The sequence below is a fragment of the Bacillus methanolicus MGA3 genome (genome assembly GCF_000724485.1).
GTDB lineage: Bacteria > Bacillota > Bacilli > Bacillales > Cytobacillaceae > Bacillus_Z > Bacillus_Z methanolicus_A.
Genome location: NZ_CP007739.1, coordinates 972,602 through 994,963 on the forward strand (window position 1 = coordinate 972,602; position 22,362 = coordinate 994,963).

The window sequence follows — 22,362 nt, forward strand, 5'->3', positions numbered from 1 at the left end:
TACATAATACTACGAAAAGCGTTTCAGTTGTCAGTTTTGTTCAAATGATTATATGTTTGAGGCAGCTTAACTAAAAAATAACCCCGATCTATCTATCAGCTTCAGATACAATAAAGTCAGGTGAATGAAGATGCATTCAGTAAATCGAAAATTAACTGCAATTTCTCCGGCAACAGGGAAAGTGATTGCTGAAATTGAAGAAACACCGTTGAGCCAAGTATCAGAGATTTATGAACAGGCAAGAGCGGTATTTCCAATTTGGAGTGATCTATCCATATCGGAACGGATCACTTATTTAAAAAAATTAAAAGAAGTCATGCTAAAGGAACTGGAAAATATATCGGCGGTTATATCCGAAGGTACCGGGAAAGTGAAAACAGAAGCTTTAACAGCTGATTTAATGCCTACGCTTGATGCAATTGACCATATTTCAAGGCATGCGGAATCAGTTTTGAAGCGAAAACGGGTCAAGACGCCTTTATTGTTGTTTGGAAAAAAATCTTATATTGAATATTTTCCAAGAGGAGTCGTTCTTGTTATTTCGCCATGGAATTACCCGTTCCAGCTAGCAATGGTTCCTGTAATCAGTGCACTTGCTTCGGGAAATACAGTGATTTTAAAGCCTTCCGAAGTTACACCTCTTGTTGGAAAATGCATTGAAGATTTATTTTTAAAAGCTGGTTTTCCAGAAGGAGTTGTCCAAGTTGCGCATGGAGGCAAGGAATTGGGGGCTGCGCTCACGAAGGAAAAGCCGGATTATATATTTTTTACAGGGTCGGTAAGAACAGGGAAAATCATTCAAGAACAAGCAGCCAAAGATCTTATTCCTACGACATTGGAACTCGGCGGGAAAGACCCAATGATCATATTTGCCGATGCCAATCTTGAAAGAGCTGCAAAAGGTGCTGTCTGGGCAGCGTTTACAAATAGCGGTCAAGTGTGTATGAGCGCAGAAAGGGTTTATGTCGAGAGACCGGTTTTTCGGAAATTCGTTGAATTAGTGAAGAAAGAAGTTGAAGCTTTGCGCCACGGGACCGAGGAAGATGATGATATTGGTTCAATGACATTTCCTGCACAAAGAGAAATTGTTAGAGAGCAATTGGAGGAAGCATTGGCAGCTGGAGCTATTATTGAAACAGGCAAACCGCCTTCAGAATGGGATGACGGAATGTTTCTTCCTTTAACGGTTGTAAGCAATGTACATCAAAGTATGAAAATCATTCAGGAAGAAACTTTTGGCCCGCTGCTCCCCATTATCCCGTTTGACAGCGAGGATGAAGCTGTTAAGCTTGCAAATGACACGAAATATGGTCTTAACGGCAGTGTCTGGAGCCGTGACCTTGCTAAAGCAAGGAGAGTCGCATCAAAACTAATATCAGGTTCAGTCGTTATTAATGATGTCATCATTAATTTTGTTAACCACTATCTTCCGTTTGGAGGAGCGAAACAAAGTGGTATTGGCCGTTATCACGGAGAAGAGGGACTGAAAATATTTTGCCATGAAAAAGCAGTTGTCGAAAATTCGGGTAATCGTTTATCAGAAGTGCATTGGTATCCTTATAAAGGGAAGTATCCTCTTTATTTGAATTTTTTCAAAAGCTATTTTTCTGAAAAGAGAGATTGGATTGGAATAATGAAAAGTTATTTGAAGTTAATGAAAAAATCTCGGGATTGACTCATAAGGGTCTGATCTTTCACTTTTATTTCCAGTTTCGGGATTGGAATTATAAAAAATGAAAAACAGCACAAAATATCATTACTGTTGAAATGATGGAGGATTTGGAATGAAACCAAAAATGATTATGACCGCTGTTTTTCCGCTGTTTTTCAAAATTTTTATTATGGAATTATTAAGAAAAAAACATTGTTAAATATTTTTGAATGTCCAATGAAAAGAATAACAAGACTTGAAGCGGTCTTATGGAATATTGCATTGCCTGGTTTCAGCCAACTTTTATACGGCAGATTTCTTAAAGGATTATTGTTTGTTGTGTTAGAGTTTATTATCAATTTTTTCAGCAATTTTAATCTAGCCATTATGTACAGTTTTCAATGGGAAATACAGAAAGCTTTTGAAGTGACTAACTTTCAGTGGCTTATGTTTTACCCATGTTTATATATGTTTGCAATGTGGGATGCCTATAAAGCAGCAAGTCAAAAAGAAGAAAAGTTTTCTTATCTGCCATTTGTTTTTAGTGCATACTTTGTTACGGTCGGTTTAATGTATTCTCCTAAATTTGAGCTATTTGGAGTATTACTCGGTCCCGTTTTCACTCCTATGATGTTCTTGATACCAGGGATTTCTATAGGATTCCTTATAAAATTTTTGCTTTTAAAACATGACAAACAAAAACAATAGTTACAAAAGCTTAAGATTAGGATTTAATTTTTAAGGATAAGAGTTTTTGGCAGCTTTTACAAGAAAAAACTCCTTAATTAAATTGTTCATCATTACCCCCAAAAAAAACTGAATTTAAAACGTAAACTTTTATTAAGAAAGTGGCCGCTTTAATATATCCGAGAGGTGGGTTAGAAAATTTAAAAAAGAGAGGAACAAAATTGCAAAAAAATTGATTAAGAACAGATAGCCATCAGTATTGGCTATCTTTTCCAATGCCTTGCCCTAAAATTCATACATGACATCATATGGTATAATGTGTTGAGTAGAGAGGTGAGGCAATGCTAAGCTTATTATTCATGGCGAAAAAACGAAAGAGAACATTGGAAGAAACGGTTGCGTTAATTCAACAGGGCAATACAAACCTGCAAAATGAGTTAATTAATTCATATAAGCCGTTTATTGCCAAAACGGTTTCAGCTGTTTGCAAGAGATATATTCATGAATCTGATGATGAATTTAGCATTGGTCTTATTGCCTTTAATGAAGCGATTCAAAAATATTCTCCGGAAAAAGGGAATTCTTTGTTAAGCTTTGCCGAAGTTCTTGTAAAAAGAAGAGTGATTGATTATATCCGAAAACAAACGAAAAACCAGAATCTCAGCCTTTATATTGGTTCTGACTCGGAAGAGGAAGACACCCCGAGAACATCTATTGAGGATGACCTATCAATCGAAGACTTTAAAAAGAAAAACGAAGAAGAACTTCGCAAAGAAGAAATTTTTCAATTTCAACAAGTTTTAAAAGATTTCGGCTTAACGTTTCAGGATTTAGTAGAACATTCGCCTAAACATGCAGATGCCAGAAAAAATGCTATGTTCATAGCAAAAACTCTTGTAGAAGATGAAGAACTAAAGGAATTGCTTTTAGAAAAGAAAAGGCTGCCGATTAAGAATTTAGAGAAAAAAGTTCAGGTCAGCAGAAAAACAATCGAACGCAACCGAAAATATATTATCGCTATTTCAATTATTTTATTAGGGGATTATATATATTTAAAGGATTATATTAAAGGGGTGTTAGAAACGTGAAAAAGGGGATTATCATGGAAATACACGACGGTTTTTTAACGTTGTTAACCCCTGATGGCGAGTTTTTGCGAGCAAGGAAGCTGCATAATCATTATCAAATTGGGCAGGAAATTGATTTTTTTCCTGTTGCGGCAATAGATAGAAAGAAGCCGCATTGGATGAACTTATTTGCTTTTATTAAAGGAAAAACGATTGCAGCGGCCTCTATAGCTATTCTCTTATCAGTGATTTTGTTTCTTGCCTTTAATCAAAATGAAAAGGTTTATGCGTATATGTCGATTGACATAAATCCGAGCTTGGAACTTGGGGTCAATGAAAATCTTAAAGTAGTTGAACTTACACCATATAATAAAGAAGGCAGAGCAATTATTGAGGAAATTCATGGTTGGAAAAAAAAGGATTTTTCCGTTGTTACAGAAAAGATTTTAGCTAAAATTAAAGAAAAAGGATACATTAACGAGAAAAAAGATTTGGTCATTTCAACTGTTTATACAGGTAAAAGAGAGAAATCTTCTGACAAAGAAATTTTGAAAGAATTGAATAAAATCGAATCAGACTTTAAGAAACAGGATCTAAAAGTGACAATCGTTGAAGGGACTGCTGAAGAGAGAGAAAAAGCAATCAAACAAGGTATCACTACAGGTACATATAAAAAACAGCAAGAAATAATATTTGAAGCATCTTCAATTAAGAAAAAAGAAAATGCAAATGACAGCAAGAAACAGTTAGTAGGAAAACACAACAACTCTGTCAATGTAAAGAAGACTTCGCCGCAAGACTCTCTTAATAAAGAAGTTAAACAGGAAAGAAATATGAAAGAAAAAAATCAAGTGTTGCAACACGAGGAGAAATTACATCCAAAACAGCATAAAATACAAGAAAACAAACATGAAGAACAACCTGAAAAACGGGATAAAAATAATAAGAAGCGAAATCCCGGAATAAGGTTAAATGAAAATACAGAGAAACAGAGTCTTTGCGAAAAGAATAAAAAAAAGAATAATTATATAGGTCATGAGAAACATTATTTTGGTAAAGAGAAACAAAATTCACTTAAAGTGAAAATTAAAACTGATGAAAAGAAAAATAAAACTTACGATGAAAAACATAAAGATCGTCATGTAAAAAGTAATGGTGAAAAGAAAAATAACATTGACGAAAAGAATCAAAGAAAAAAAGGGGATTATCATAAAGAAAAGTCCGGTGATATGTAAAGCCGGACTTTTTTGACATTTTATGGGTTGTTTTGTCTTGATAATTGGGCTTGAGCTTGTTGTACAAGCCGTTTTGTAATTTCTCCTCCGACGGAACCGTTAGAACGGGATACCGTATCAGAACCTAAGTTGACTCCGAACTCTTGAGCGATTTCATATTTTACCTGATCTAAGTATTGTTCAATTCCAGGAACAAGCAACTTATTACTGCTTCTAGCCATCTGTTTCAACTCCTTGCCCGTTTTACAGAGAAACATTCTCTGTAACAGTAGTTTGGATAACAAGAAAAAATTCATGTGTGGAAATGTTTGTAATGGTATAAATAAGGGACTTGCCTAGAAGTGGTAAATCCCTTTTTTAGTCATTACCATGGTTTACGTCTTTTGTCGGATGCATAAAAGGATATCCTTGTGGTTGTTTTTTACTTTCAAGCAGTTCTTTGTTTTCGGAAGTGTTCCAGCCAATATCATTTGTCGGGTGAACCCATTCGTCCCCTGACATAATTGCAGGGTCGGTCTTGTCGCTCCAGTTTTCAAGAGGAGAATTAGGGGATGTGTACTTGCTGTCTCCAATGATGACTCCAAACGAATTCTCGAATGGAGGCTCAATCTCTATTCCGGTTCCTTTAAAGCTTGGTGCATGAATTTGATGCGGCAACGATCCGTCGATATCATACTTTTTCATTTTCTTATTTGATTTCATAATCTCACCCTTTTTTAATTATTTTTTGTTTTTTTCGTGCTTTTATTAGCACAATAGGATTGAAAAATAAGGAAAAGGATGAATGAATGTTTTCAACTGTTATGTTAAAAATAAAGCTAAGCTTCAAAATTAAGGAGGAGGAAACAAATGGCTAAGAGAAAAGCGGAAGTGAATGCAGTAGAAAAATATAGTAAAACACCGAAAAAGAACTTGCAGGAAAGCAAGTTTTCAGCAGAATTCGGTCAAGATGAAGATCCGATGAAAATGGCGAACAGGAATTCTAAAAACGGACGAGAAGGAAGAACGTAAATTGAAAAAGAAAAATGATAAGCAAAGCTCAAACAGCGCAAATGTCGAATTTGGAATTGAGTTTGGCGATATGAATGCAAATAAATTTTTCGAGATCCCATTTATGAGCGAAAAGAACAAAGAAAAGGCTGATCAGAAGACAGACTGCTAATATAAAAAAGCCGGACCAATTATTAAGAGGCCGGCTTTAAGATTTTCTTTTTACATGTGTAAATAACAGTTTTTTCTTCATGGGGCGGGAAATAAGCAAGAATCGATGTCGGTTCCATTTCAATCTTTCCTGTCAGCAAGTATTTTTCTAAATCAAAAGGAACTTCTTCGAGCATCGTGTGCTTGAATAATAATTTTTCAGTGAGATTTAATTGTTTAAACTCGGAACCGAGCATGCTGGGATCTTGAAGGAACCTTTGATATAATATTGATCTTTCGTGCTTATCGTAAGTTGGTTCCCACCATGGTTTTCTTGGTTTATATTTTTGATTGATAAGGTAGTCATACTTCATGATACCTTCAACAATTGGCAGTTCTTTCAGCTTGATTGAATGCAAAAAATCCAATAATCGGTAAAATAGATCTTCAAGCTGATGACCGATTCTTTCCCATCCATTCTCCTCCCAATAAGCGCCAAATTCTTGGAAAAAGTCAAAAGGGGTAGGAAAGGCATTTGTCACAAGATATTCAATCGTATGATCCATCCGGTGACCATTCCAATATTTTTCAAGTACATCTTCCACTTGCTTTATTTTAATAATATCATCAAAGGTAAGTACATTATTACCAAGAATTTCATAAGGCGAATGATCCATATAAATATATTGATGTTCTTTTGCGCGAATCCTCAAACCGGTTCCTCTTAACATCTTTAAAAATCCAAGCTGAAGTTCTTCCGGCCGCAATGCAAAAACATCGTTAAATGTTTTCTTAAACGACGTATAGTCTTCTTCAGGGAGTCCAGCAATTAAGTCAAGATGCTGAGCAATTTTACCGCCTTCCTTTATCATTGTGACAGTACGGGATAACTTCTCAAAATTTTGTTTTCTCATGACAAGTTCATTCGTATAATCATTTGTTGACTGAACCCCTATCTCAAAGCGGAACAGTCCAGGAGGTGCATTGCGGTTTAAAAAGTCTATCACTTCCGGCCGCATAATATCAGCTGTAATTTCAAACTGAAAAACGGTGCCCGGTACGTGTTCATCAATTAAGAATTGGAACATGTCCATCGCATAGCTTCTGCTAATGTTAAATGTCCTGTCTACAAACTTGATTGTTTTTGCACCATTTTTCATTAAATAGCGAATATCTTCTTTAATTTTTTCACGGTCAAAATAACGCACGCCTACTTCAATAGATGATAGGCAAAACTGACAGCTGAACGGACAGCCCCGGCTTGTTTCAATATATGTTATACGCTTGGAAAGATGAGGAATGTCCTCTTTAAATCGAAACGGGGAAGGAAGCTTTTTTAAGTCTAATTTGTTGCGCTGAGGATTGATCTTCACTTTCCCATCGTTTCTATACGCGATCCCGTGAACGTTTTCGAATCTCTGATTTCCATCGAATTCTGAAAGAAGCTGTTTGAAGGTTTCTTCGCCCTCTCCAATCACAATAAAATCGAACTCGGGAACCTTTTCCATCCATTCCATCACATCATAGGAAACTTCAGGACCGCCAACAACAATCTTAATGGCAGGATTGATCTTCTTGATTATTTTGATCACTTTAATCGTTTCTTCAATGTTCCAAATATAACAGCTGAAACCAATGATATCCGGCTTTTTTCGGAAAAGATCTGTCACAATGTTCATCGCGGGGTCCTTAATTGTATATTCTGCTAGTTCAACATGATATTCTGGTTCTGCATAAGCTTTTAGATAGCGAATGGCCAAGTTTGTATGAATGTATTTTGCATTCAGTGTCGTACAAATTACTACCATTTATTTCAAACTCCTTAAAGAGGAACTAAATAATCAAAAACAAATTTTTATTATATCTCATTGTTAAGTTTTTTTCTATAAAATTTTACAATACTAATAAACCATGCCTGCAGCAGTTTAAGTCTTGATAATTTAAATTCGATAAGAGGCTGTGCAAAGGATATTGCAATTTGGCTCGATAACACAATCGTAAGAAGTAACGAAATTCCCGCAAGCAATAAGAAGTTTTCAGGTTCATGAAACAATTTTGGGATTTCACTTTCGCGAAATGCCCTGACAAAAAATCCATGAAGCAAATAGACATACAATGAATTTTTTCCTAAGCTTGTAAAGAAATATTGTTTTCTTGGAACAAAAGCAAAGAAGCTGAAAACCATGATCACACTTAAAATATACAATCCTAGCCTTGTCAACATTGCATTGAATGAAGCTTCTCCCAATTCCCCATATGGTTTTGAACCGAGCAGCCATTCATAATTCATTTCCGGATATAAATAAAAGCCGATAAATACGATGATAAAGGCAGCAAGAGAAAATAATCGAAATTTTACCCTTAATAAGGCGGATATGTGTTCTTTTCTTAAATAATATCCTAGCAAAAAGAACGGAAAAAAGACGAAAGTTCTGGATAAGCTTAAATAATTTGAAACTGAATCGACGTATCCGATCAAAAGACCAATAATAAGCGCTGCTGTAATTGAAACGGCAGCTTTGTATTTTGCAAAAAGCAAGAGCATTATATTCCAGAAAAATAAACTGATTAGGAACCACAAAGACCAATGAGGATCGAATGGATCCATTTTAAGCTCGGATTGTTCATATAAGAAATAATAGAAAATGGAGTAGATTATTTGGAAGGTCATATAAGGTAAAATTAATTTTTTGGCAATTTTTTTTACATATCCTTTTTGATAAAATCCTTTTGCAAAAAAACCTGATACTACGATAAAAGCAGGCATATGAAAGGTATAAATGACTTTATAGATCGTATAGATGGTTTCGTTATTTTCGATAAAAGACCTTAACAAATGTCCGAATACAACAAAGAAGATTAAGATAAATTTGGCATTATCAAAGTAATAATTACGTTGTTTCATTGTGTCCTCCCTAATTTCTGACCCCGTAATTATCTATATTTATACATCCTTCCCTACTTTACCATGCTGTAAACAAGTTATTCATTGTAAAATTTTCGGTGTATAAGGAAAAAATTAAATTACATTTCTCACTTTCAGCAGGTAATTATTTAATTAATTGGCAAGTATTTCTTTTAAACCTCTTATACTTTTATTATAATAAAATATATTATGAAGATCTTGTATCTACATGTTAAGAGTGCATTTATCTCGGTGTTTTTCTAAAGAAGGGGGCAAAACATGAGAGGGGTCAAAAAGGTTTTAGACAACAAAGAAAAACCTTCGACAAATAGTAATAAGGGAGAAAAGTTGGCCCGATTTTTAGATGGCCTTAATTTTTGGCAAAATTTAAGACTTGGCCAAAAATACGGAACTGCATTATTTATCATCATTGGACTGTTTACAGTTTCAACGATCATTACATTCGGTTTATTGTCTCTAGTAAACTCGAAAATGGATTCAGTAAAAGAAACTGGCGAAAAAGCCATAAATATGACGGAAGCGGCAGCCATTTTTCATCAAAAAGGAAGTACAATTGGGAACTATATTATCGATTCAAATCCTAAACATATAGCAAATTTTGAAGCATTAACTAAAAACTTTAACCAGTTAAAGAAAAATATTAAGTCTTCCCTTACAACATTGGAAACAAAGAAATTATTTCAACAAATAGATGAGAATGATAAAAAAATTACATTACTGTTTAACAATGTGATCAAACCGGAGGTAAAGCTTCAGCACGTACGCGAGTATAGGCTTGGAAAGCTGCAGGCAGATCATTTAATTTCGGAAACAGTTATAAAGCTTGATAAACTGCATGAAATTTTGAAAAAAGAACAACAAAATGCCGTTACTTCTGCAAAAGCAGGCATAATTACTACTTTAGTAGTTCTTGTAGTTTCAATTTTTGTATCTGCTGTTTTAGGAATATCAAGCATCTTAGTTATTGAAAAATTTATTTCTGCAAAACTCTCCCAAATCGTAAACGTTTCAAACGAAATTGCGTCAGGGAATTTAAATGTCAAACCAATTGAATATAACGGAAAAGATGAAATTGCAGAATTAAGCAAAGCGACAAATTCAATGAAGGAAAAACTTCAGTTGATGATTCAGGAAATTTCTGTTGTTTCCAATGATGTATCAGATAAAAGCAGTGAATTAAATATAGCAGCAAATGAAGTAAGGGCAGCCAGCCAGCAAATTGCTTCGACCATGCAGGAACTAGCTGGAGGAGCGGAAGAACAAGCCAATTCTGCAACTGGTTTGGCTCGAATGATGGAAGACTATTTGTTAAAAGTGAAAAAGGCAAGTGATAGCGGAATGATGATTCAATCTGCGTCAAATGATGTGTTATTGATGACAAAAGACGGGGATCAATTGATGAGAGAATCTCAACAGCAAATGGAAAGAATCAACGAGATTATGAAATTGTCTGTAAAAAAAGTTCAGGGGCTAGACGAAAAGACGAAACAAATTTCAAAACTTGTTCAAGTTATTCAAGAAATAGCTAATCAAACAAACCTCCTTGCTTTAAATGCTGCAATTGAAGCAGCACGTGCCGGAGAACATGGAAGAGGATTTGCCGTTGTAGCAGATGAAGTTCGGAAGCTGGCAGAGCAAGTTTCGTTCTCAGTATCGGACATCACGAAAATTGTAAAGGGTATTCAAATAGAATCTAACAATGTTGTTTCCTCTCTTCAAGCAGGGTATAAGCAAGTGGAAGAAGGAACCGGGCAAATCGAAATTACTGGACAAACCTTTCAAAAGATTTACGAGGCTGTATCGCTTATGGCTGAAAAAGTAAATGATATATCCAACAGTATGGAGCAATTGGCTAAAAGTTCAGTTGAAATGAATAGATCGATTGAAAATGTCGCGTCTGTTTCTGAACAATCTGCTGCCGGCATTGAAGAGGCAAGTGCTTCAATTACACAAACAAATTTCAGTTTGGAAGAAATATCAAACAATTCTCAATCGCTTTCAAAATTGGCAGAGCAATTAAATGCCATGATTCGAAAATTTAAATTGTAATAAAACTAGTGCTGGGTAAGACCTTATTTTTTCATCTACTGAATGGAGGATTTTATGCTGATTTTGTCGAATTATTTTTAATAATTGCAGATTGCGGTGAGGAGGCCAAACAGTGGTAGGAGCAATGACGAACGAAGAATATCAGAACTTGCTGGAGAAAATTACTGCATTAGAAAAAGAAAATAAAAGATTGAAAGACGAACTTGCAAATAAAAATGAAGATTTATACATAGATTTATTTGAAGAAGCCATCGACGGAATCGTATTTTGGCAGGAAAACGGGAAAGTGGTAAAGGCAAATCTTTCTGCGGCGAAAATATTTGAATGCAGCCAAAACGAATTAATAGGGAAGAGACTTTTTGACTTTGTTTATGAGAAAAACGAAAAATATTATCAAATTACCAAAGAATTATATAGAACCGGAGCGATACGTGATGAATTGCTTTTTCTAATGCCAAACGGGCAGAAGAAATTGCTTGAATTTACCGCTAAAATCAACCGGAACGGGCTTAACATTATGATTTTGCGGAATGTTACAGAACGTTTTAAAATGGAAAGGAAGCTTAGAGAGAGTGAGCAAAAATTCCGGAAAATTTTTGATGGCTCTTTTGAAGGCATTATTCTATGGAATGAAGATTTCCAAATCGTTGATGTGAATCAGACAGGAGTTAAAATGCTCGGTCTTTCTAAGAAGGATATAGTCGGACAATCTTTAAAAACATTGTTGAGTGAATTCAATGCAAAAAAAGAAAATCTTAAAGAGTATATGAAAAAACTTGAAAAAGACGGACAGATAACGGGAACACTTTCAATAAAGTTGGATGAAACAAAACAAAAGCATTTTGAATTTTCAACAAAATCTAATTTAATCTCCGGTTTAAATTTATCAGTTTTTCGTGATATTACAGAAAAATTGGAAATGGAGGAACAACTCAGGAAATCTGATACACTTCATGTTATTGGCGAGCTTGCGGCCGGCATTGCTCATGAAATTCGAAATCCGATGACAGCACTTAAGGGATTTATTCAATTGCTGCAGGGGAGCATAAAAGAAGATCATTCGATGTATTTCCATGTCATTTCTACAGAATTGCAGCGCATGGATTCTATTATTAATGAATTCTTAATTTTGGCAAAGCCGCAAGCTGTAAAATATGTTGAGTGCGACCTCCAAAAAATTGTGAGAGAAACAGTTGAACTTTTAAATGCTCAGGCCGTATTACATAATGTACAGTTCAAAACTAATTATGAAAAAGATTTGCCCCTGTTATTCTGTGAGCCAAATCAATTAAAAAAGGTGTTTATCAATATTATAAAAAATGCAATTGAAGTGATGCCAAATGGCGGTATTATAACGGTTTCAGTGAAAAAAACGGATGACAATAAATTACATATTTCGGTTGAGGACCAAGGACCTGGCATGTCTGAAGAAAAGATTAAAAAACTTGGAGAACCTTTTTTTACAACAAAAGAAAGGGGAACAGGGCTTGGTTTAATGGTCAGTTATAAAATCATTGAAGAACATAATGGTATAATTGAAGTGCAGAGCAAGGAAGGAATCGGAACAACCTTTCATATTTATTTACCAATCAATAAAGGCAGTGAAGAATAAAAGTTTATGAGAATATATGCGATCTGCCCATCGAAAATTGGGAACTTATATATAGTGGCTGAAGATGAAAAGTTGGCTGCTATTCATATCGGTGAAGACGATTTTTATGCAAATGAAACGTCTGAAGAATTAATTTATGAACCAGATTACCCAATTCTTTCAAAGTGTGTTAGCCAACTCAATGAATATTTCGAAGGAAAGCGGCAAAATTTTGATTTGCCGCTAAAGCAAGTTGGGACTGATTTTCAAATAGCTGTATGGAATCAGCTCAGCCAGATACCTTTTGGTGAAACGAGAAGTTATCGAGACATAGCTGAAAAAATCGGAAGGCCTAAAGCGGTAAGAGCTGTTGGGCAGGCAAACAAAGCAAATATGTTTCCGATTATCGTTCCGTGCCACCGAGTGATCGGGAAAAATAAATCGTTAACAGGGTATGCGGGAAACCGGATTGATATTAAGGAAAAATTATTGTTACTCGAAAAAGCTGAATTTAAATTAAATAAATACAGTAAACAAAAAGGACCTGACTTTTAAAAACAAAGGATCAGACCCATCAATACAACATATAGTCAAACACGAATGTATTGTTTATGTTGGAATGGGTCTGACCCTTATGAGTCAGTTAATTTGATATTTTATTTATTTTAAATTATCTTTTATATTGGAAATAAGCTCATCAATGTTTCTGATTCGTTCTCTTGATACTATTAGTTTTTTTCCAAGATTTAAAGTTTTTATTTTTGCATGAATCCGTTTGCTCTGATCGTCTATCCCATCTAAATCTGCAACATGGGCTAGGCCAATCGTACGGCGAATAAGTTCGCAACCGGCAAACCCGATCATGTCTTTGAAATATTTTTTGAGTACCTTCTCCAGGTAGCCATCTGTTTTAGAAAAAGGCTCCTTATTCGAATTTGTCCATAAACTGCTATATTCATCAGTAAATGTTTTCCAAAAAGTTCGAATATGTGAAAAGATTCCTTCCTGTTTGCCTTCGTTCGCAATAGCTTGGAAAAGAAGATTGGCAATCACTTGGCCGAGGTCAAAGCCGGCTGGCCCGTAAAAAGCAAATTCCGGGTCGATTACTTTTGTTTCAGTTTTACTTGCAAAAATACTTCCAGTATGCAAATCTCCGTGAAGCAAGCTTTCTGCCTCAGTTAAGAAACTTTGCTTTAATAGCGCTGTTTCAAGTTTCACTTTTTCGTCAGACCATAACTTTTTCACTTCGTCTATCAATTCTTCCTCAAATGAGTTTGTCTCTGAATCAAAGAATGGATCAGTAAATACAAGGTCTTCAGTTATTTTGCAAAGTTCTGGGTTAATGAATTTTTGGACCAACTCTTTCTTATCGCTTGGTTCTAATCCAAAATCGGATGTTAAGAATAATGTTTTCGCTAAATATTTACCAAGATGTTTTGAAATCAAGGGATATTCTTCTCCTTGAATGAGACCTGTCCGCGCAATCGAAAGATGGGAGAGATCTTCCATCACTGTGATTGCAAATGTTTCATCACTGAAATAAACTTCAGGTACAAACTCGGGAGCTAGTTCTCTAAAAAGCTTTAACGCGTCTGCTTCTATTTTTGCCCGTTTTAATGTAAGCGGCCAAGACTCGCCAACGACTTTTGCATAGGGTAGAGCTTGTTTGATAATGACACTTTTACCGCTTAGCTGATCTTTCACCCGAAAAACAAGATTTAAATTTCCATCGCCAATTTCTGATGAGGTTAACTCAGCATCTTCATGAAATAAATGTAATTTTTTTGCTAATTTTGCTGCTGAAACTTCATTCAAGGTTTCATAGTTTTGTTGTTGCAATAAGGCCATACTAAATATTCCTCCTTGATTCAAGAGGCTCGACAATAAGAAAAGCCTCTTTCTCATATTGAAAGAGGCTTGAAGATATATGTACTTCTCACCTCTTATCTGCCAGAAAGATTCCTTTCTGTTGGAATTAGCACCGTGCCATACGGGAAAACCCCGGCGCAATTGCGCCCCATTTTGCAATGGTATTACGGTCGGTTGCTGGGCTTCATTGGGCCAAGTCCCTCAGCCTGCTCTTGATAAGAGAACATTTATTGTTTTTTGAAAATTCATTTGATAAAAATAATAACAATATGAAAATTGCTATGTCAATATTTTTTTATTTCTTAATAAAAATCAGGCATCCGGTCTTCGAAAATCGGAATCATTTTCCGAACCTTATTAGTCTCGCTCAAATCAATTTCGGCAACAAGAATTTCTTCCTTCTCCCCGGCTTCTGCTATGATTTCCCCCCATGGGTCAATAACCATGGAATGGCCGGCGAATGTATTATTTGGGTCTCGTCCGGAGCGGTTGCAGGCAATGACAAAACATTGATTTTCGATTGCGCGTGCAATTAAGAGGCTGCGCCAATGAGAAAGTCGGGAATGAGGCCACTCCGCCACAACAAACAATGCTTCTGCACCTTCAGCTGTATGAGTTCGAATCCATTCTGGGAAACGAATATCGTAGCAAATCACCCCTGCAAATTTTCTGTTTTCTAGCTGAAATAATCCTTTTGATTTTCCGCGGGACAAAAAAAGATGTTCATCCATCAGCTTGAATAAGTGGAGCTTACTGTATTCGTGTACTTTTTTACCATTTTTGTCGATAATCAAAATAGTGTTAAAGACTCCTTCAGTGGTTTTGTTGGCAACCGAACCTCCAACAAAATGAATCCCGTGCTCTCTTGCTGCATTTTGCAGAAAAATGGTTGTTTCATTTGCATTTTCATCGGCTATTTCATTGATTCGCGTCAAATCATATCCGGTAGTCCATAATTCAGGTAGAAGTATAATATCTGGATTCTTAGCTGCAGCTTCTCTTATTAGACTTTCGGCAGATTGATAATTTTTATTCGGATCGCCAAAGGCTAGATCCATCTGAATACATGCTACGGTTAATTTCATGATCTTCACCCTGTTTAAAAATTTTATTCTTTACAAGCTATCATTTACGTTATATTATTTTTGACTAGAATTTCAACAATTTTATAAAATGAAAATATTTTCCGATTGTAGGTGTAACGATGAAACAATTTCCCCAATCTGATTTATTAAAAAGCCTGCCGAAACAATTTTTTGCTTCGCTAGTAAAAAGAGCAAACCAATATATCGAGCAAGGCTATGATGTCATTAATCTCGGCCAGGGAAACCCTGACCAGCCGACTCCTGAACATATTGTGAAAAGACTGAAGCTTGCTGCTGAAAATCCTGTGAACCATAAATATTCACCTTTTCAAGGATTCCAATATTTAAAAGAGGCTGCTGCTTTATTTTATAATCGAGAGTACGGAGTGGAACTGGATCCTGAAAAAGAGGTGGCCATATTGTTCGGCGGTAAAGCTGGGCTGGTGGAAATACCGCAATGTTTGTTAAACCCGGGAGATGCCGCTTTTGTTCCTGATCCGGGATATCCGGATTATTGGTCAGGGATTGCATTGGCACGTGCTGAGATGATCACGATGCCTCTTCGTGAAGAAAACAATTTTCTTCCTAACTTTGCAGATTTGTCGGAAGAAGATATTAAAAAAGCAAAATTAATGTTTTTGAATTATCCGAATAACCCGACCGGAGCTACGGCGACGAAAGAATTTTTTGAACAGACTGTCAAGTTTGCCGAGGAAAATGATATTTGTGTTGTCCATGACTTTGCATATGGAGCTATCGGTTTTGACGGACATAAACCGCTCAGCTTTTTACAATTTAAAGGCGCAAAAGATGTAGGGATTGAAATTTATACACTCTCGAAAACGTATAATATGGCTGGATGGCGGGTTGGGTTTGCAGTTGGAAACGAAAGTGTAATTTCTGCCATTAATCTTTTACAGGATCATTTGTATGTCAGCTTATTTGGAGCCATTCAGGAGGCCGCAGCTGCTGCATTGATAGAATCCCAGGAATGTGTGGATAAACTAATCAGTATGTACGAATCAAGAAGAAATGTTTTGATTAGCGGATTAAGGTCAATCGGCTGGAATGTAACAGCTCCAAAAGGATCATTTTTTGCCTGGCTGAAAGTGCCTAAGCGCTTCACATCAGAACAATTTTCTGATTATCTCCTTAATAAAGCACACATCGTTGTCGCGCCAGGTATTGGCTTTGGAAGGCATGGCGAAGGCTATGTCAGAGCAGGATTACTGACTTCTGAAGACAGGCTTAAAGAAGCAGTAGAAAGAATTGAAGCTCTAAAAATTTTTTAAAATGATGGATTGACAAATGAAAATTTTCTTGCGATAATCCAAATTAATCTAACACTTCAAAAAATTGAATATGAAAAAATTTCGTTTTCTTATCAAGAGCAGGCGGAGGGACGAGCCCAATGAAGCCCGGCAACCGACTTATTTTATAAGCACGGTGCTAATTCTTGCAGCAAAAGCTGAAAGATGAGAAGATCTTAGTTTGCAGCGCTAACCTCTTCTTGTCGAAGAGGTTTTTTTATTGCGTACGAACGAATGTAATCAGCCAGTTTTCGAATTTATAGAAAGTCTTAAGGTTATCAATGCCTGCCGAACGAGAGTAAACATTTTTCGGTTGATCGACCAGTTTCCATGAAAGGAAGATTCAAGTTGAGTGAAATCATTGCAACGTACTTAGTGTTTGACTCCAAAAATAACCCTGAGAAAAAAGCGGAGGAAATTGCCCTTGGACTAACAGTCGGTTCCTGGACCAATTTGCCTGAACTAGAAAAAAATCAGCTCAAAAAACATAAGGGGAGAGTTGTTTCAGTTGAAGGACTGGCGCCTGAAAGCGCTCAAAAAGAAAGGGAAGCTTTGATTAAAATTGCCTATCCGACAGTGAATTTTTCTTTTGACATTCCTGCTATATTAACAACAGTTTTTGGAAAATTATCAATGGATGGAAAAATAAAACTGCTAGATTTACAGTTTAGCAGTGAGCTCAAAAAAGCTTTTCCGGGACCTCGTTTTGGTATTCCCGGCATCCGTGAAAAATTAAATGTTTACGGAAGGCCGCTAGTCATGAGTATTTTCAAAGGCTTGATTGGCCGGGATCTTGATTATTTGCTTTCCCAGTTGAAGGAACAGGCAAAGGGCGGAGTCGATATTGTAAAAGATGACGAAATATTATTTAAAAATGAATTGACGCCATTTGAAAAAAGAATTACCGAAGGGAAAAAGGTTCTCCGTGAGGTTTTTGAAACAACAGGCCACCGGACATTGTATGCAGTTAATTTAACCGGTCGTTCGTCAAAGCTTCGCGACCAGGCTAGAAAAGCTGCAGAATTGGGTGCGGATATATTGTTGTTCAATGTGTTTTCCTATGGCTTGGACATTCTTCAAGAGCTTCGGGAAGATGATGACATCTCCCTCCCGATTATGGCTCACCCGGCATTTAGCGGTGCGATAACCTCTTCACCTTACTACGGTTTGTCACATTCGCTTCTTCTTGGCAAGCTAACACGCTATGCGGGTGCTGATTTCTCATTATTTCCTTCTCCGTATGGGACGGTTGCACTTGAGAGAGATAAGGCACTTGCAGTGGCTGTAGCCTTAAGAGAAGGAGATGATTATAAGCCGTGTTTTCCAGTTCCATCAGCAGGCATTCATCCAGGCTTAGTGCCTTTGCTTATACAGGATTTTGGAATTGACAGCATTATCAATGCAGGCGGCGGCGTTCACGGGCATCCGGATGGCGCAATGGGAGGAGGACTTGCGTTCAGGCAGGCAATCGATGCTGTTCTTTCCGGCAAATTACTTTCTGAAAGTGCGGAGACCTCTGAAGAACTTAGAAAAGCAATTGATTTATGGGGTTCTTTTGAGGTGAATGTATAATGAAAAAGTTTGCCGTATTTTGTGATTTTGATGGAACGATTACGGAAAAAGATAATATCCTTTCCATCATGCAAAAATTTGCTCCGCTTGAGTGGATCAAGGTGAAGGACCAAATTTTGGCTCAGGAAATTTCGATCCAGGAGGGAGTAGGGAGAATGTTTTCTCTGCTCCGAAGCGGATTAAAAGATGAAATTGTCCATTTTGCTGTGCAGAACGCATCGATCCGGCCCGGATTTCAAGAGTTGATTGATTTTCTTAATGAACATGATATACCACTATTTATTGTTAGCGGCGGAATTGATTTTTTTGTTGAGCCAATCCTAGAAAAATTTAGTCCTTTTGCTGGTTTATATTGCAATGGAGCTGATTTCAGCGGGGAAAACATTAAGATATTATGGCCACACAGCTGTGATGATTATTGTTCAAATGGTTGCGGTTGCTGTAAACCATCTGTTATGAGAAAACTGGAAGGAAAGGGTTTTTATAAAATTGTTATTGGCGACTCAATTACCGACTTGGAAGCAGCGAAACAGGCTGATTTCGTACTGGCTAGGGATTTTTTAAAGGATAAATGCAAGGAACTAGGGATTGCCTTTGAGTCATTTGAAACATTTTTTGATTGTATCAAATCTATTCAGAAGATGATAGAGGTGAAAGTATGAGCTTGTTGGCGGAGAGATGGAAAGAGCTCGCTGATGTCAAAGAAGAATTGGCGGAAAGAGACTGGTTCATGGGGACAAGCGGAAATCTCGCGATTAAAGTAAGTGACAGTCCTTTGCAATTTCTTGTAACAGCAAGCGGCAAAGACAAGCGAAAAAGGACGGAGGAGGATTTTCTTCTTGTTGATGAAAACGGCCTGCCAGTGGAAAATACTCACTTAAAGCCTTCAGCTGAAACCTTGCTACATGTAGAAATTTACAAAAAGACGAATGCTGGATGCAGTTTGCATGTGCATACAATTGATAATAATGTCATTTCTGAAATTTACGGCGACAAAGGTGAAGTGACATTTCAAGGGCAGGAACTAATTAAAGCGTTTGATAAATGGGAGGAAAATGCTGTACTTTGTTTTCCGATTATTCATAATCATGCTCATATTCCAACATTGGCAAAAACATTTTCTAAGCACGTGAAAGAGGATACAGGCGCAGTATTAATTCGAAATCACGGAATCACTGTCTGGGGGAGAACTGCATTCGAAGCAAAAAAAATTCTTGAAGCGTCGGAATTTTTATTCCGCTATCAATTAAGGCTTCTAGAATATAAGTCATACCAACAGATTAAAGTTATTTAAAATATTGAAGGGAGAATGAAAAATGGCGTACATAGTTTTGCAAAACAGTGGAGAAAAAATTGAAAATCAAGAGGAAGTATCTGCATTTTTGGAAAGTCAAGAAGTAATTTATGAGCAATGGGATATTTCGAAGCTTCCATCCAATCTGAAGGAAAAATATATATTAACAGAAGAAGAAAAAGAACAAATTCTCGATGTTTTTAAAACCGAAATCGAAGATATTTCTGCTCGAAGAGGATATAAAGCTCAGGATGTTATTTCCTTGGCAGAGCATACTCCTAATTTGGAACAGCTTCTCGAAAACTTTCAAAAAGAACACCATCATACAGATGATGAAGTCCGCTTTATTGTCAGCGGTCATGGCGTTTTTATTATTCAAGGAAAAGACGGAAACTTCTTTGAAGTACATTTAAATCCAGGAGATTTAATTTCAGTACCTGAAAATACCCGCCACTATTTCACGCTTTCAGATGACCGAAAAGTGGTTGCAGTAAGAATTTTTGTTACAACAGAAGGCTGGGTTCCAATTTACGAAAAAGAATAAGTCGAACAGTAATAAGTTCCGAAAAGCGGCTGACCCAAAAGGAACTAAAAATTTCCTTTAAGAGGTCGCCCCTCTTATTTTAAAAAATATAAAAGAGAATCGCTCCATTTGGTAAAATTGAAGTGACCAAACAACAACCACCAAAGGAGCGATTCTCTTATGAAACATGATCATATTTCCTTTATTTATTATAACATGGACCAACTTATTCTACCACTAGATTTAGAAATCCTCATCCCTGAACATCATCTCGCACGTGTTGTGCATGAAGCGGTTGAACAGCTGGACGATTCTATTTTTCTCCCTCATTACAAAGGCGGTGGCCGCAGCAGTTATCACCCGAAAATGATGTTGAAGATTTTAGTGCATGCGTATGCCGAAAAAATTTATTCTGGTCGAAAAATTGCCAAACAGTTGAAAGAAAACATTTACTTCATGTGGCTAAGCGGGAACCAACAACCGGATTTCCGCACCATCAATCGATTTCGATCCGAACGTATGAAACCCATTATCTATGAAGTCTTCTTCTCAGTAGTCGAACTCCTACGTCAAAAGGGACTTGTTCGACTCGAAGATTACTATTTGGATGGAACCAAAATCGAAGCCAATGCCAATCGATATTCGTTTGTGTGGATAAAGGCTGTCAAGAAATATGATGAGAAACTGAATGAGAAATATCGAAAAATCGCCTTTGACATTGAACGGGTTCTCGAGGGAGAACTCCAACAAGAGTCATTGGATTTAGACGAGCAATTAGAACAAAAGCCCGTTACCTCTAAAGAGATTCAAGAAACCATGAAGAAAGTAGATGAGCATTTAAAAAAAGATCCGTCTAATAAAACGCTAAAGAAAGCAAAGAAACAATTGAGTGAAGACCTTCTCCCACGGAAGCAAAAATATGAACAACAACGAAAAATTGCCCAAGAACGAAACAGTTTTTCAAAAACCGATCATGATGCGACCTTCATGCGAATGAAAGAAGATCACATGAAAAATGGGCAATTGAAACCAGGATATAATGTACAAATGGGAACGGAAGGTCAATTTATCATTGGGTATTCTCTTCATCAACGAGCAGGAGACACACGTTGTTTCTGGAACATGTAAACCTATACATTTCCCTCCCTCAAAATATTATTGCCGATTCTGGATACGGGAGCGAGGAGAACTATACATACTTAGAAGAACAAGGAAAGAAAGCATACATTCCTTACAATACGTTTGACCAAGAGCAAAAGAGAACATGGAAAAAACGGATCGAACGAGTCGAAAACATGGAATATGATGAGGAATTCGATGAATTCATTTGTGCGAATGGACAACGTTTCACTTTTCAATATGAAACAAAGAAGGAATCAGACCACGGGTACCTATCAATCAAACGTCGATATCGATGCGATCAGTGTCAAGGTTGTCCATTCCAAAGTACTTGTGCAAAAGGAAAAACGTATCGCACCATCACCATTTCATTAAAGAATCAGATTCAAAGAAAAGAAGTAAAAGAACGATTATTACATTCTGACGATGGAAAAGAAAAATATCGACGTCGAAGGATTGATGTGGAAAGTGTGTACAGTCAAATCAAACAGAATCTAGACTTTCGACGTTTTCATTTACGAGGCCTCTCCAAAACGACTGTGGAATGGGGTCTAGTTTGCGTTGCACACAATTTTAAAAAGTGGCAAAAAATAAGGACACTTCAACAAGGGGAAATAAGGTAAACCCCTCAATCAAATGAAATTAACCTGAAAAAATACCATAAAATTAACAATAAATACCAAGGTTATACAAAAAAGCTGACTCATACATCGCTTAAAAGCGATGTTTTGAGTCAGCCCCTTTTTTAATTTCTCCAACAAAACGTACAAAAATCTCTTTCATCATCCTTATAAAAACTGTCGAATAGAAAAGCATTTTTTTAAACTTTTAGTCGAAAAAAATTTTTTTAGAAGAATAATGTCTAATTTTGCGAATCTATTTACATTTATAGAAATTCTTGTAATAATGCTTCAAGTAATCTTTTTTACACTCAAAGCGAATGAAGTAAATGGAAAAGATTGGGGGTAACAGAGGTTGCGTACTAAACAACAAATGATGATGAATGAAATTCAGCATAAAAGGAAAAAAATGATAGACTGCGCCCAAAAACATGGTCTTACAAACGAGAGAACGATTCGCTGCAGCCAGGAATTGGACATGCTTCTTAATGAATATCAAAGGACATTTCAAAGTAGACCATACGGTAAAAAAGTAAAGACCTCCAGAAAACAAATACTAAAAGCATTGCCAAATGCAGTTGTCAATGCACAAAATAAAATTTGCTCTTAAGTATTTAATAATTG

At 36.4% G+C, this 22,362-nt stretch carries 21 protein-coding genes, 2 pseudogenes and 2 riboswitches; of the genes and pseudogenes, 17 read left to right on the forward strand and 6 right to left on the reverse strand.

The genetic code is table 11. From position 1 onward, the window contains the following. Positions 1-130: 130 nt before the first annotated feature. The 4 genes from BMMGA3_RS04825 to BMMGA3_RS04840 all read left to right on the forward strand — a co-directional run bounded on the left by BMMGA3_RS04825 (position 131) and on the right by BMMGA3_RS04840 (position 4,640). Positions 131-1,675: an aldehyde dehydrogenase family protein gene (locus BMMGA3_RS04825; protein WP_004433737.1), complete on the forward strand. Its 1,545-nt coding sequence runs from the start codon at positions 131-133 to the stop codon at positions 1,673-1,675. Between the two features lie 213 nt (positions 1,676-1,888). Further along, complete coding sequence (locus BMMGA3_RS04830) at positions 1,889-2,359, forward strand: hypothetical protein (protein ID WP_034669303.1); 471 nt, start codon at positions 1,889-1,891, stop codon at positions 2,357-2,359. A 320-nt stretch (positions 2,360-2,679) separates the two neighbouring features. Next, positions 2,680-3,426, forward strand: a complete 747-nt coding sequence (sigI, locus tag BMMGA3_RS04835) for an RNA polymerase sigma factor SigI (RefSeq protein ID WP_004433740.1) — start codon at positions 2,680-2,682, stop codon at positions 3,424-3,426. Positions 3,427-3,440: 14 nt separating this feature from the next. Continuing rightward, a complete protein-coding gene (locus BMMGA3_RS04840; RefSeq protein ID WP_237712823.1) occupies positions 3,441-4,640 on the forward strand; it encodes an anti-sigma factor domain-containing protein in 1,200 nt (399 codons plus the stop codon). Between the two features lie 20 nt (positions 4,641-4,660). Here BMMGA3_RS04840 and BMMGA3_RS04845 read toward each other — a convergent pair whose 3' ends face one another. Together BMMGA3_RS04845 and BMMGA3_RS04850 are read right to left on the reverse strand one after the other, a co-directional pair. Beyond that, positions 4,661-4,861: an alpha/beta-type small acid-soluble spore protein gene (locus BMMGA3_RS04845; protein WP_004433744.1), complete on the reverse strand. Its 201-nt coding sequence runs from the start codon at positions 4,859-4,861 to the stop codon at positions 4,661-4,663. A gap of 136 nt (positions 4,862-4,997) precedes the next feature. Further along, positions 4,998-5,342: a DUF3905 domain-containing protein gene (locus tag BMMGA3_RS04850; protein ID WP_004433746.1), complete on the reverse strand. Its 345-nt coding sequence runs from the start codon at positions 5,340-5,342 to the stop codon at positions 4,998-5,000. A 147-nt stretch (positions 5,343-5,489) separates the two neighbouring features. Here BMMGA3_RS04850 and BMMGA3_RS17785 point away from each other — a divergent pair, with 147 nt between their 5' ends. Continuing rightward, positions 5,490-5,651 (forward strand): hypothetical protein, encoded by a 162-nt coding sequence (locus BMMGA3_RS17785; RefSeq protein ID WP_004433748.1) that lies wholly within the window; start codon positions 5,490-5,492, stop codon positions 5,649-5,651. Position 5,652: 1 nt separating this feature from the next. Beyond that, the gene (locus BMMGA3_RS17790) at positions 5,653-5,802 is read left to right on the forward strand and encodes a hypothetical protein (protein ID WP_004433750.1); all 150 of its coding nucleotides are present in this window, start codon (positions 5,653-5,655) and stop codon (positions 5,800-5,802) included. 22 nt (positions 5,803-5,824) lie between these two features. Here BMMGA3_RS17790 and BMMGA3_RS04855 read toward each other — a convergent pair whose 3' ends face one another. Together BMMGA3_RS04855 and BMMGA3_RS04860 are read right to left on the reverse strand one after the other, a co-directional pair. Next, entirely contained in the window at positions 5,825-7,588 is a 1,764-nt protein-coding gene (locus BMMGA3_RS04855; RefSeq protein WP_004433752.1) for a B12-binding domain-containing radical SAM protein, read from the reverse strand. Between the two features lie 50 nt (positions 7,589-7,638). After that, on the reverse strand, positions 7,639-8,685 hold the full coding sequence (locus BMMGA3_RS04860; protein WP_004433754.1) for an acyltransferase family protein: 1,047 nt from the start codon (positions 8,683-8,685) through the stop codon (positions 7,639-7,641). A gap of 531 nt (positions 8,686-9,216) precedes the next feature. On the opposite strand from BMMGA3_RS04860, the pseudogene BMMGA3_RS18730 reads away from it, so the two are divergent. The 4 genes and pseudogenes from BMMGA3_RS18730 to BMMGA3_RS04875 all read left to right on the forward strand — a co-directional run. Continuing rightward, a pseudogene (locus tag BMMGA3_RS18730) lies at positions 9,217-9,813 on the forward strand (HAMP domain-containing protein); the annotation flags it as partial. 123 nt (positions 9,814-9,936) lie between these two features. Then, complete coding sequence (locus BMMGA3_RS18735; protein ID WP_412151020.1) at positions 9,937-10,755, forward strand: methyl-accepting chemotaxis protein; 819 nt, start codon at positions 9,937-9,939, stop codon at positions 10,753-10,755. A gap of 112 nt (positions 10,756-10,867) precedes the next feature. Then, on the forward strand, positions 10,868-12,367 hold the full coding sequence (locus BMMGA3_RS04870; protein WP_004433759.1) for a PAS domain-containing sensor histidine kinase: 1,500 nt from the start codon (positions 10,868-10,870) through the stop codon (positions 12,365-12,367). A 54-nt stretch (positions 12,368-12,421) separates the two neighbouring features. After that, positions 12,422-12,901: a methylated-DNA--[protein]-cysteine S-methyltransferase gene (locus BMMGA3_RS04875; RefSeq protein ID WP_004433761.1), complete on the forward strand. Its 480-nt coding sequence runs from the start codon at positions 12,422-12,424 to the stop codon at positions 12,899-12,901. Positions 12,902-13,006: 105 nt separating this feature from the next. On the opposite strand, the gene mtnK is transcribed toward BMMGA3_RS04875, so the two are convergent. Then, positions 13,007-14,194, reverse strand: a complete 1,188-nt coding sequence (gene mtnK, locus BMMGA3_RS04880; protein WP_004433763.1) for an S-methyl-5-thioribose kinase — start codon at positions 14,192-14,194, stop codon at positions 13,007-13,009. Positions 14,195-14,286: 92 nt separating this feature from the next. Continuing rightward, positions 14,287-14,437: riboswitch (SAM riboswitch) on the reverse strand. An 80-nt stretch (positions 14,438-14,517) separates the two neighbouring features. Further along, on the reverse strand, positions 14,518-15,300 hold the full coding sequence (locus tag BMMGA3_RS04885) for a carbon-nitrogen family hydrolase (RefSeq protein WP_004433764.1): 783 nt from the start codon (positions 15,298-15,300) through the stop codon (positions 14,518-14,520). A 119-nt stretch (positions 15,301-15,419) separates the two neighbouring features. On the opposite strand from BMMGA3_RS04885, the gene BMMGA3_RS04890 reads away from it, so the two are divergent. The 7 genes and pseudogenes from BMMGA3_RS04890 (at position 15,420) to BMMGA3_RS04920 (ending at position 22,348) form a co-directional block, all read left to right on the forward strand. Next, complete coding sequence (locus tag BMMGA3_RS04890) at positions 15,420-16,592, forward strand: pyridoxal phosphate-dependent aminotransferase (RefSeq protein ID WP_004433766.1); 1,173 nt, start codon at positions 15,420-15,422, stop codon at positions 16,590-16,592. Positions 16,593-16,678: 86 nt separating this feature from the next. After that, positions 16,679-16,782, forward strand: a riboswitch (SAM riboswitch). Positions 16,783-16,958: 176 nt separating this feature from the next. Then, a complete protein-coding gene (mtnW, locus tag BMMGA3_RS04895) occupies positions 16,959-18,182 on the forward strand; it encodes a 2,3-diketo-5-methylthiopentyl-1-phosphate enolase (protein WP_004433768.1) in 1,224 nt (407 codons plus the stop codon). Further along, the gene (locus BMMGA3_RS04900; RefSeq protein ID WP_004433770.1) at positions 18,182-18,844 is read left to right on the forward strand and encodes a 2-hydroxy-3-keto-5-methylthiopentenyl-1-phosphate phosphatase; all 663 of its coding nucleotides are present in this window, start codon (positions 18,182-18,184) and stop codon (positions 18,842-18,844) included. The genes mtnW and BMMGA3_RS04900 overlap by 1 nt, the downstream gene beginning before the upstream one ends. Then, positions 18,841-19,476, forward strand: coding sequence for a methylthioribulose 1-phosphate dehydratase (locus BMMGA3_RS04905; protein WP_004433772.1), 636 nt, complete (start codon positions 18,841-18,843; stop codon positions 19,474-19,476). The genes BMMGA3_RS04900 and BMMGA3_RS04905 overlap by 4 nt, the downstream gene beginning before the upstream one ends. Positions 19,477-19,498: 22 nt before the next feature. Then, complete coding sequence (locus tag BMMGA3_RS04910) at positions 19,499-20,020, forward strand: 1,2-dihydroxy-3-keto-5-methylthiopentene dioxygenase (RefSeq protein ID WP_004433774.1); 522 nt, start codon at positions 19,499-19,501, stop codon at positions 20,018-20,020. A 159-nt stretch (positions 20,021-20,179) separates the two neighbouring features. Next, a pseudogene (locus BMMGA3_RS04915) lies at positions 20,180-21,741 on the forward strand (IS1182 family transposase). 352 nt (positions 21,742-22,093) lie between these two features. Beyond that, positions 22,094-22,348 carry an aspartyl-phosphate phosphatase Spo0E family protein gene (locus BMMGA3_RS04920; protein ID WP_003348691.1) on the forward strand — a complete coding sequence of 85 codons (255 nt, stop codon included), beginning with the start codon at positions 22,094-22,096 and terminating at the stop codon, positions 22,346-22,348. The last annotated feature ends 14 nt before the right edge of the window (positions 22,349-22,362 follow it).

Coding starts and splice junctions, on each gene's coding strand:
- BMMGA3_RS04890 (WP_004433766.1), top strand. CDS start 15,420: ATGAAACAATTTCCCCAATCTGATTTATTAAAAAGCCTGCCGAAACAA.
- BMMGA3_RS04860 (WP_004433754.1), bottom strand. CDS start 8,685: ATGAAACAACGTAATTATTACTTTGATAATGCCAAATTTATCTTAATC.
- BMMGA3_RS04855 (WP_004433752.1), bottom strand. CDS start 7,588: ATGGTAGTAATTTGTACGACACTGAATGCAAAATACATTCATACAAAC.
- BMMGA3_RS04845 (WP_004433744.1), bottom strand. CDS start 4,861: ATGGCTAGAAGCAGTAATAAGTTGCTTGTTCCTGGAATTGAACAATAC.
- BMMGA3_RS04840 (WP_237712823.1), top strand. CDS start 3,441: ATGGAAATACACGACGGTTTTTTAACGTTGTTAACCCCTGATGGCGAG.
- BMMGA3_RS04900 (WP_004433770.1), top strand. CDS start 18,182: ATGAAAAAGTTTGCCGTATTTTGTGATTTTGATGGAACGATTACGGAA.
- BMMGA3_RS04825 (WP_004433737.1), top strand. CDS start 131: ATGCATTCAGTAAATCGAAAATTAACTGCAATTTCTCCGGCAACAGGG.
- BMMGA3_RS18735 (WP_412151020.1), top strand. CDS start 9,937: ATGCAGGAACTAGCTGGAGGAGCGGAAGAACAAGCCAATTCTGCAACT.
- BMMGA3_RS04830 (WP_034669303.1), top strand. CDS start 1,889: ATGAAAAGAATAACAAGACTTGAAGCGGTCTTATGGAATATTGCATTG.
- BMMGA3_RS17785 (WP_004433748.1), top strand. CDS start 5,490: ATGGCTAAGAGAAAAGCGGAAGTGAATGCAGTAGAAAAATATAGTAAA.
- BMMGA3_RS04910 (WP_004433774.1), top strand. CDS start 19,499: ATGGCGTACATAGTTTTGCAAAACAGTGGAGAAAAAATTGAAAATCAA.
- BMMGA3_RS04905 (WP_004433772.1), top strand. CDS start 18,841: ATGAGCTTGTTGGCGGAGAGATGGAAAGAGCTCGCTGATGTCAAAGAA.
- BMMGA3_RS04885 (WP_004433764.1), bottom strand. CDS start 15,300: ATGAAATTAACCGTAGCATGTATTCAGATGGATCTAGCCTTTGGCGAT.
- mtnK (WP_004433763.1), bottom strand. CDS start 14,194: ATGGCCTTATTGCAACAACAAAACTATGAAACCTTGAATGAAGTTTCA.
- sigI (WP_004433740.1), top strand. CDS start 2,680: ATGCTAAGCTTATTATTCATGGCGAAAAAACGAAAGAGAACATTGGAA.
- BMMGA3_RS04850 (WP_004433746.1), bottom strand. CDS start 5,342: ATGAAATCAAATAAGAAAATGAAAAAGTATGATATCGACGGATCGTTG.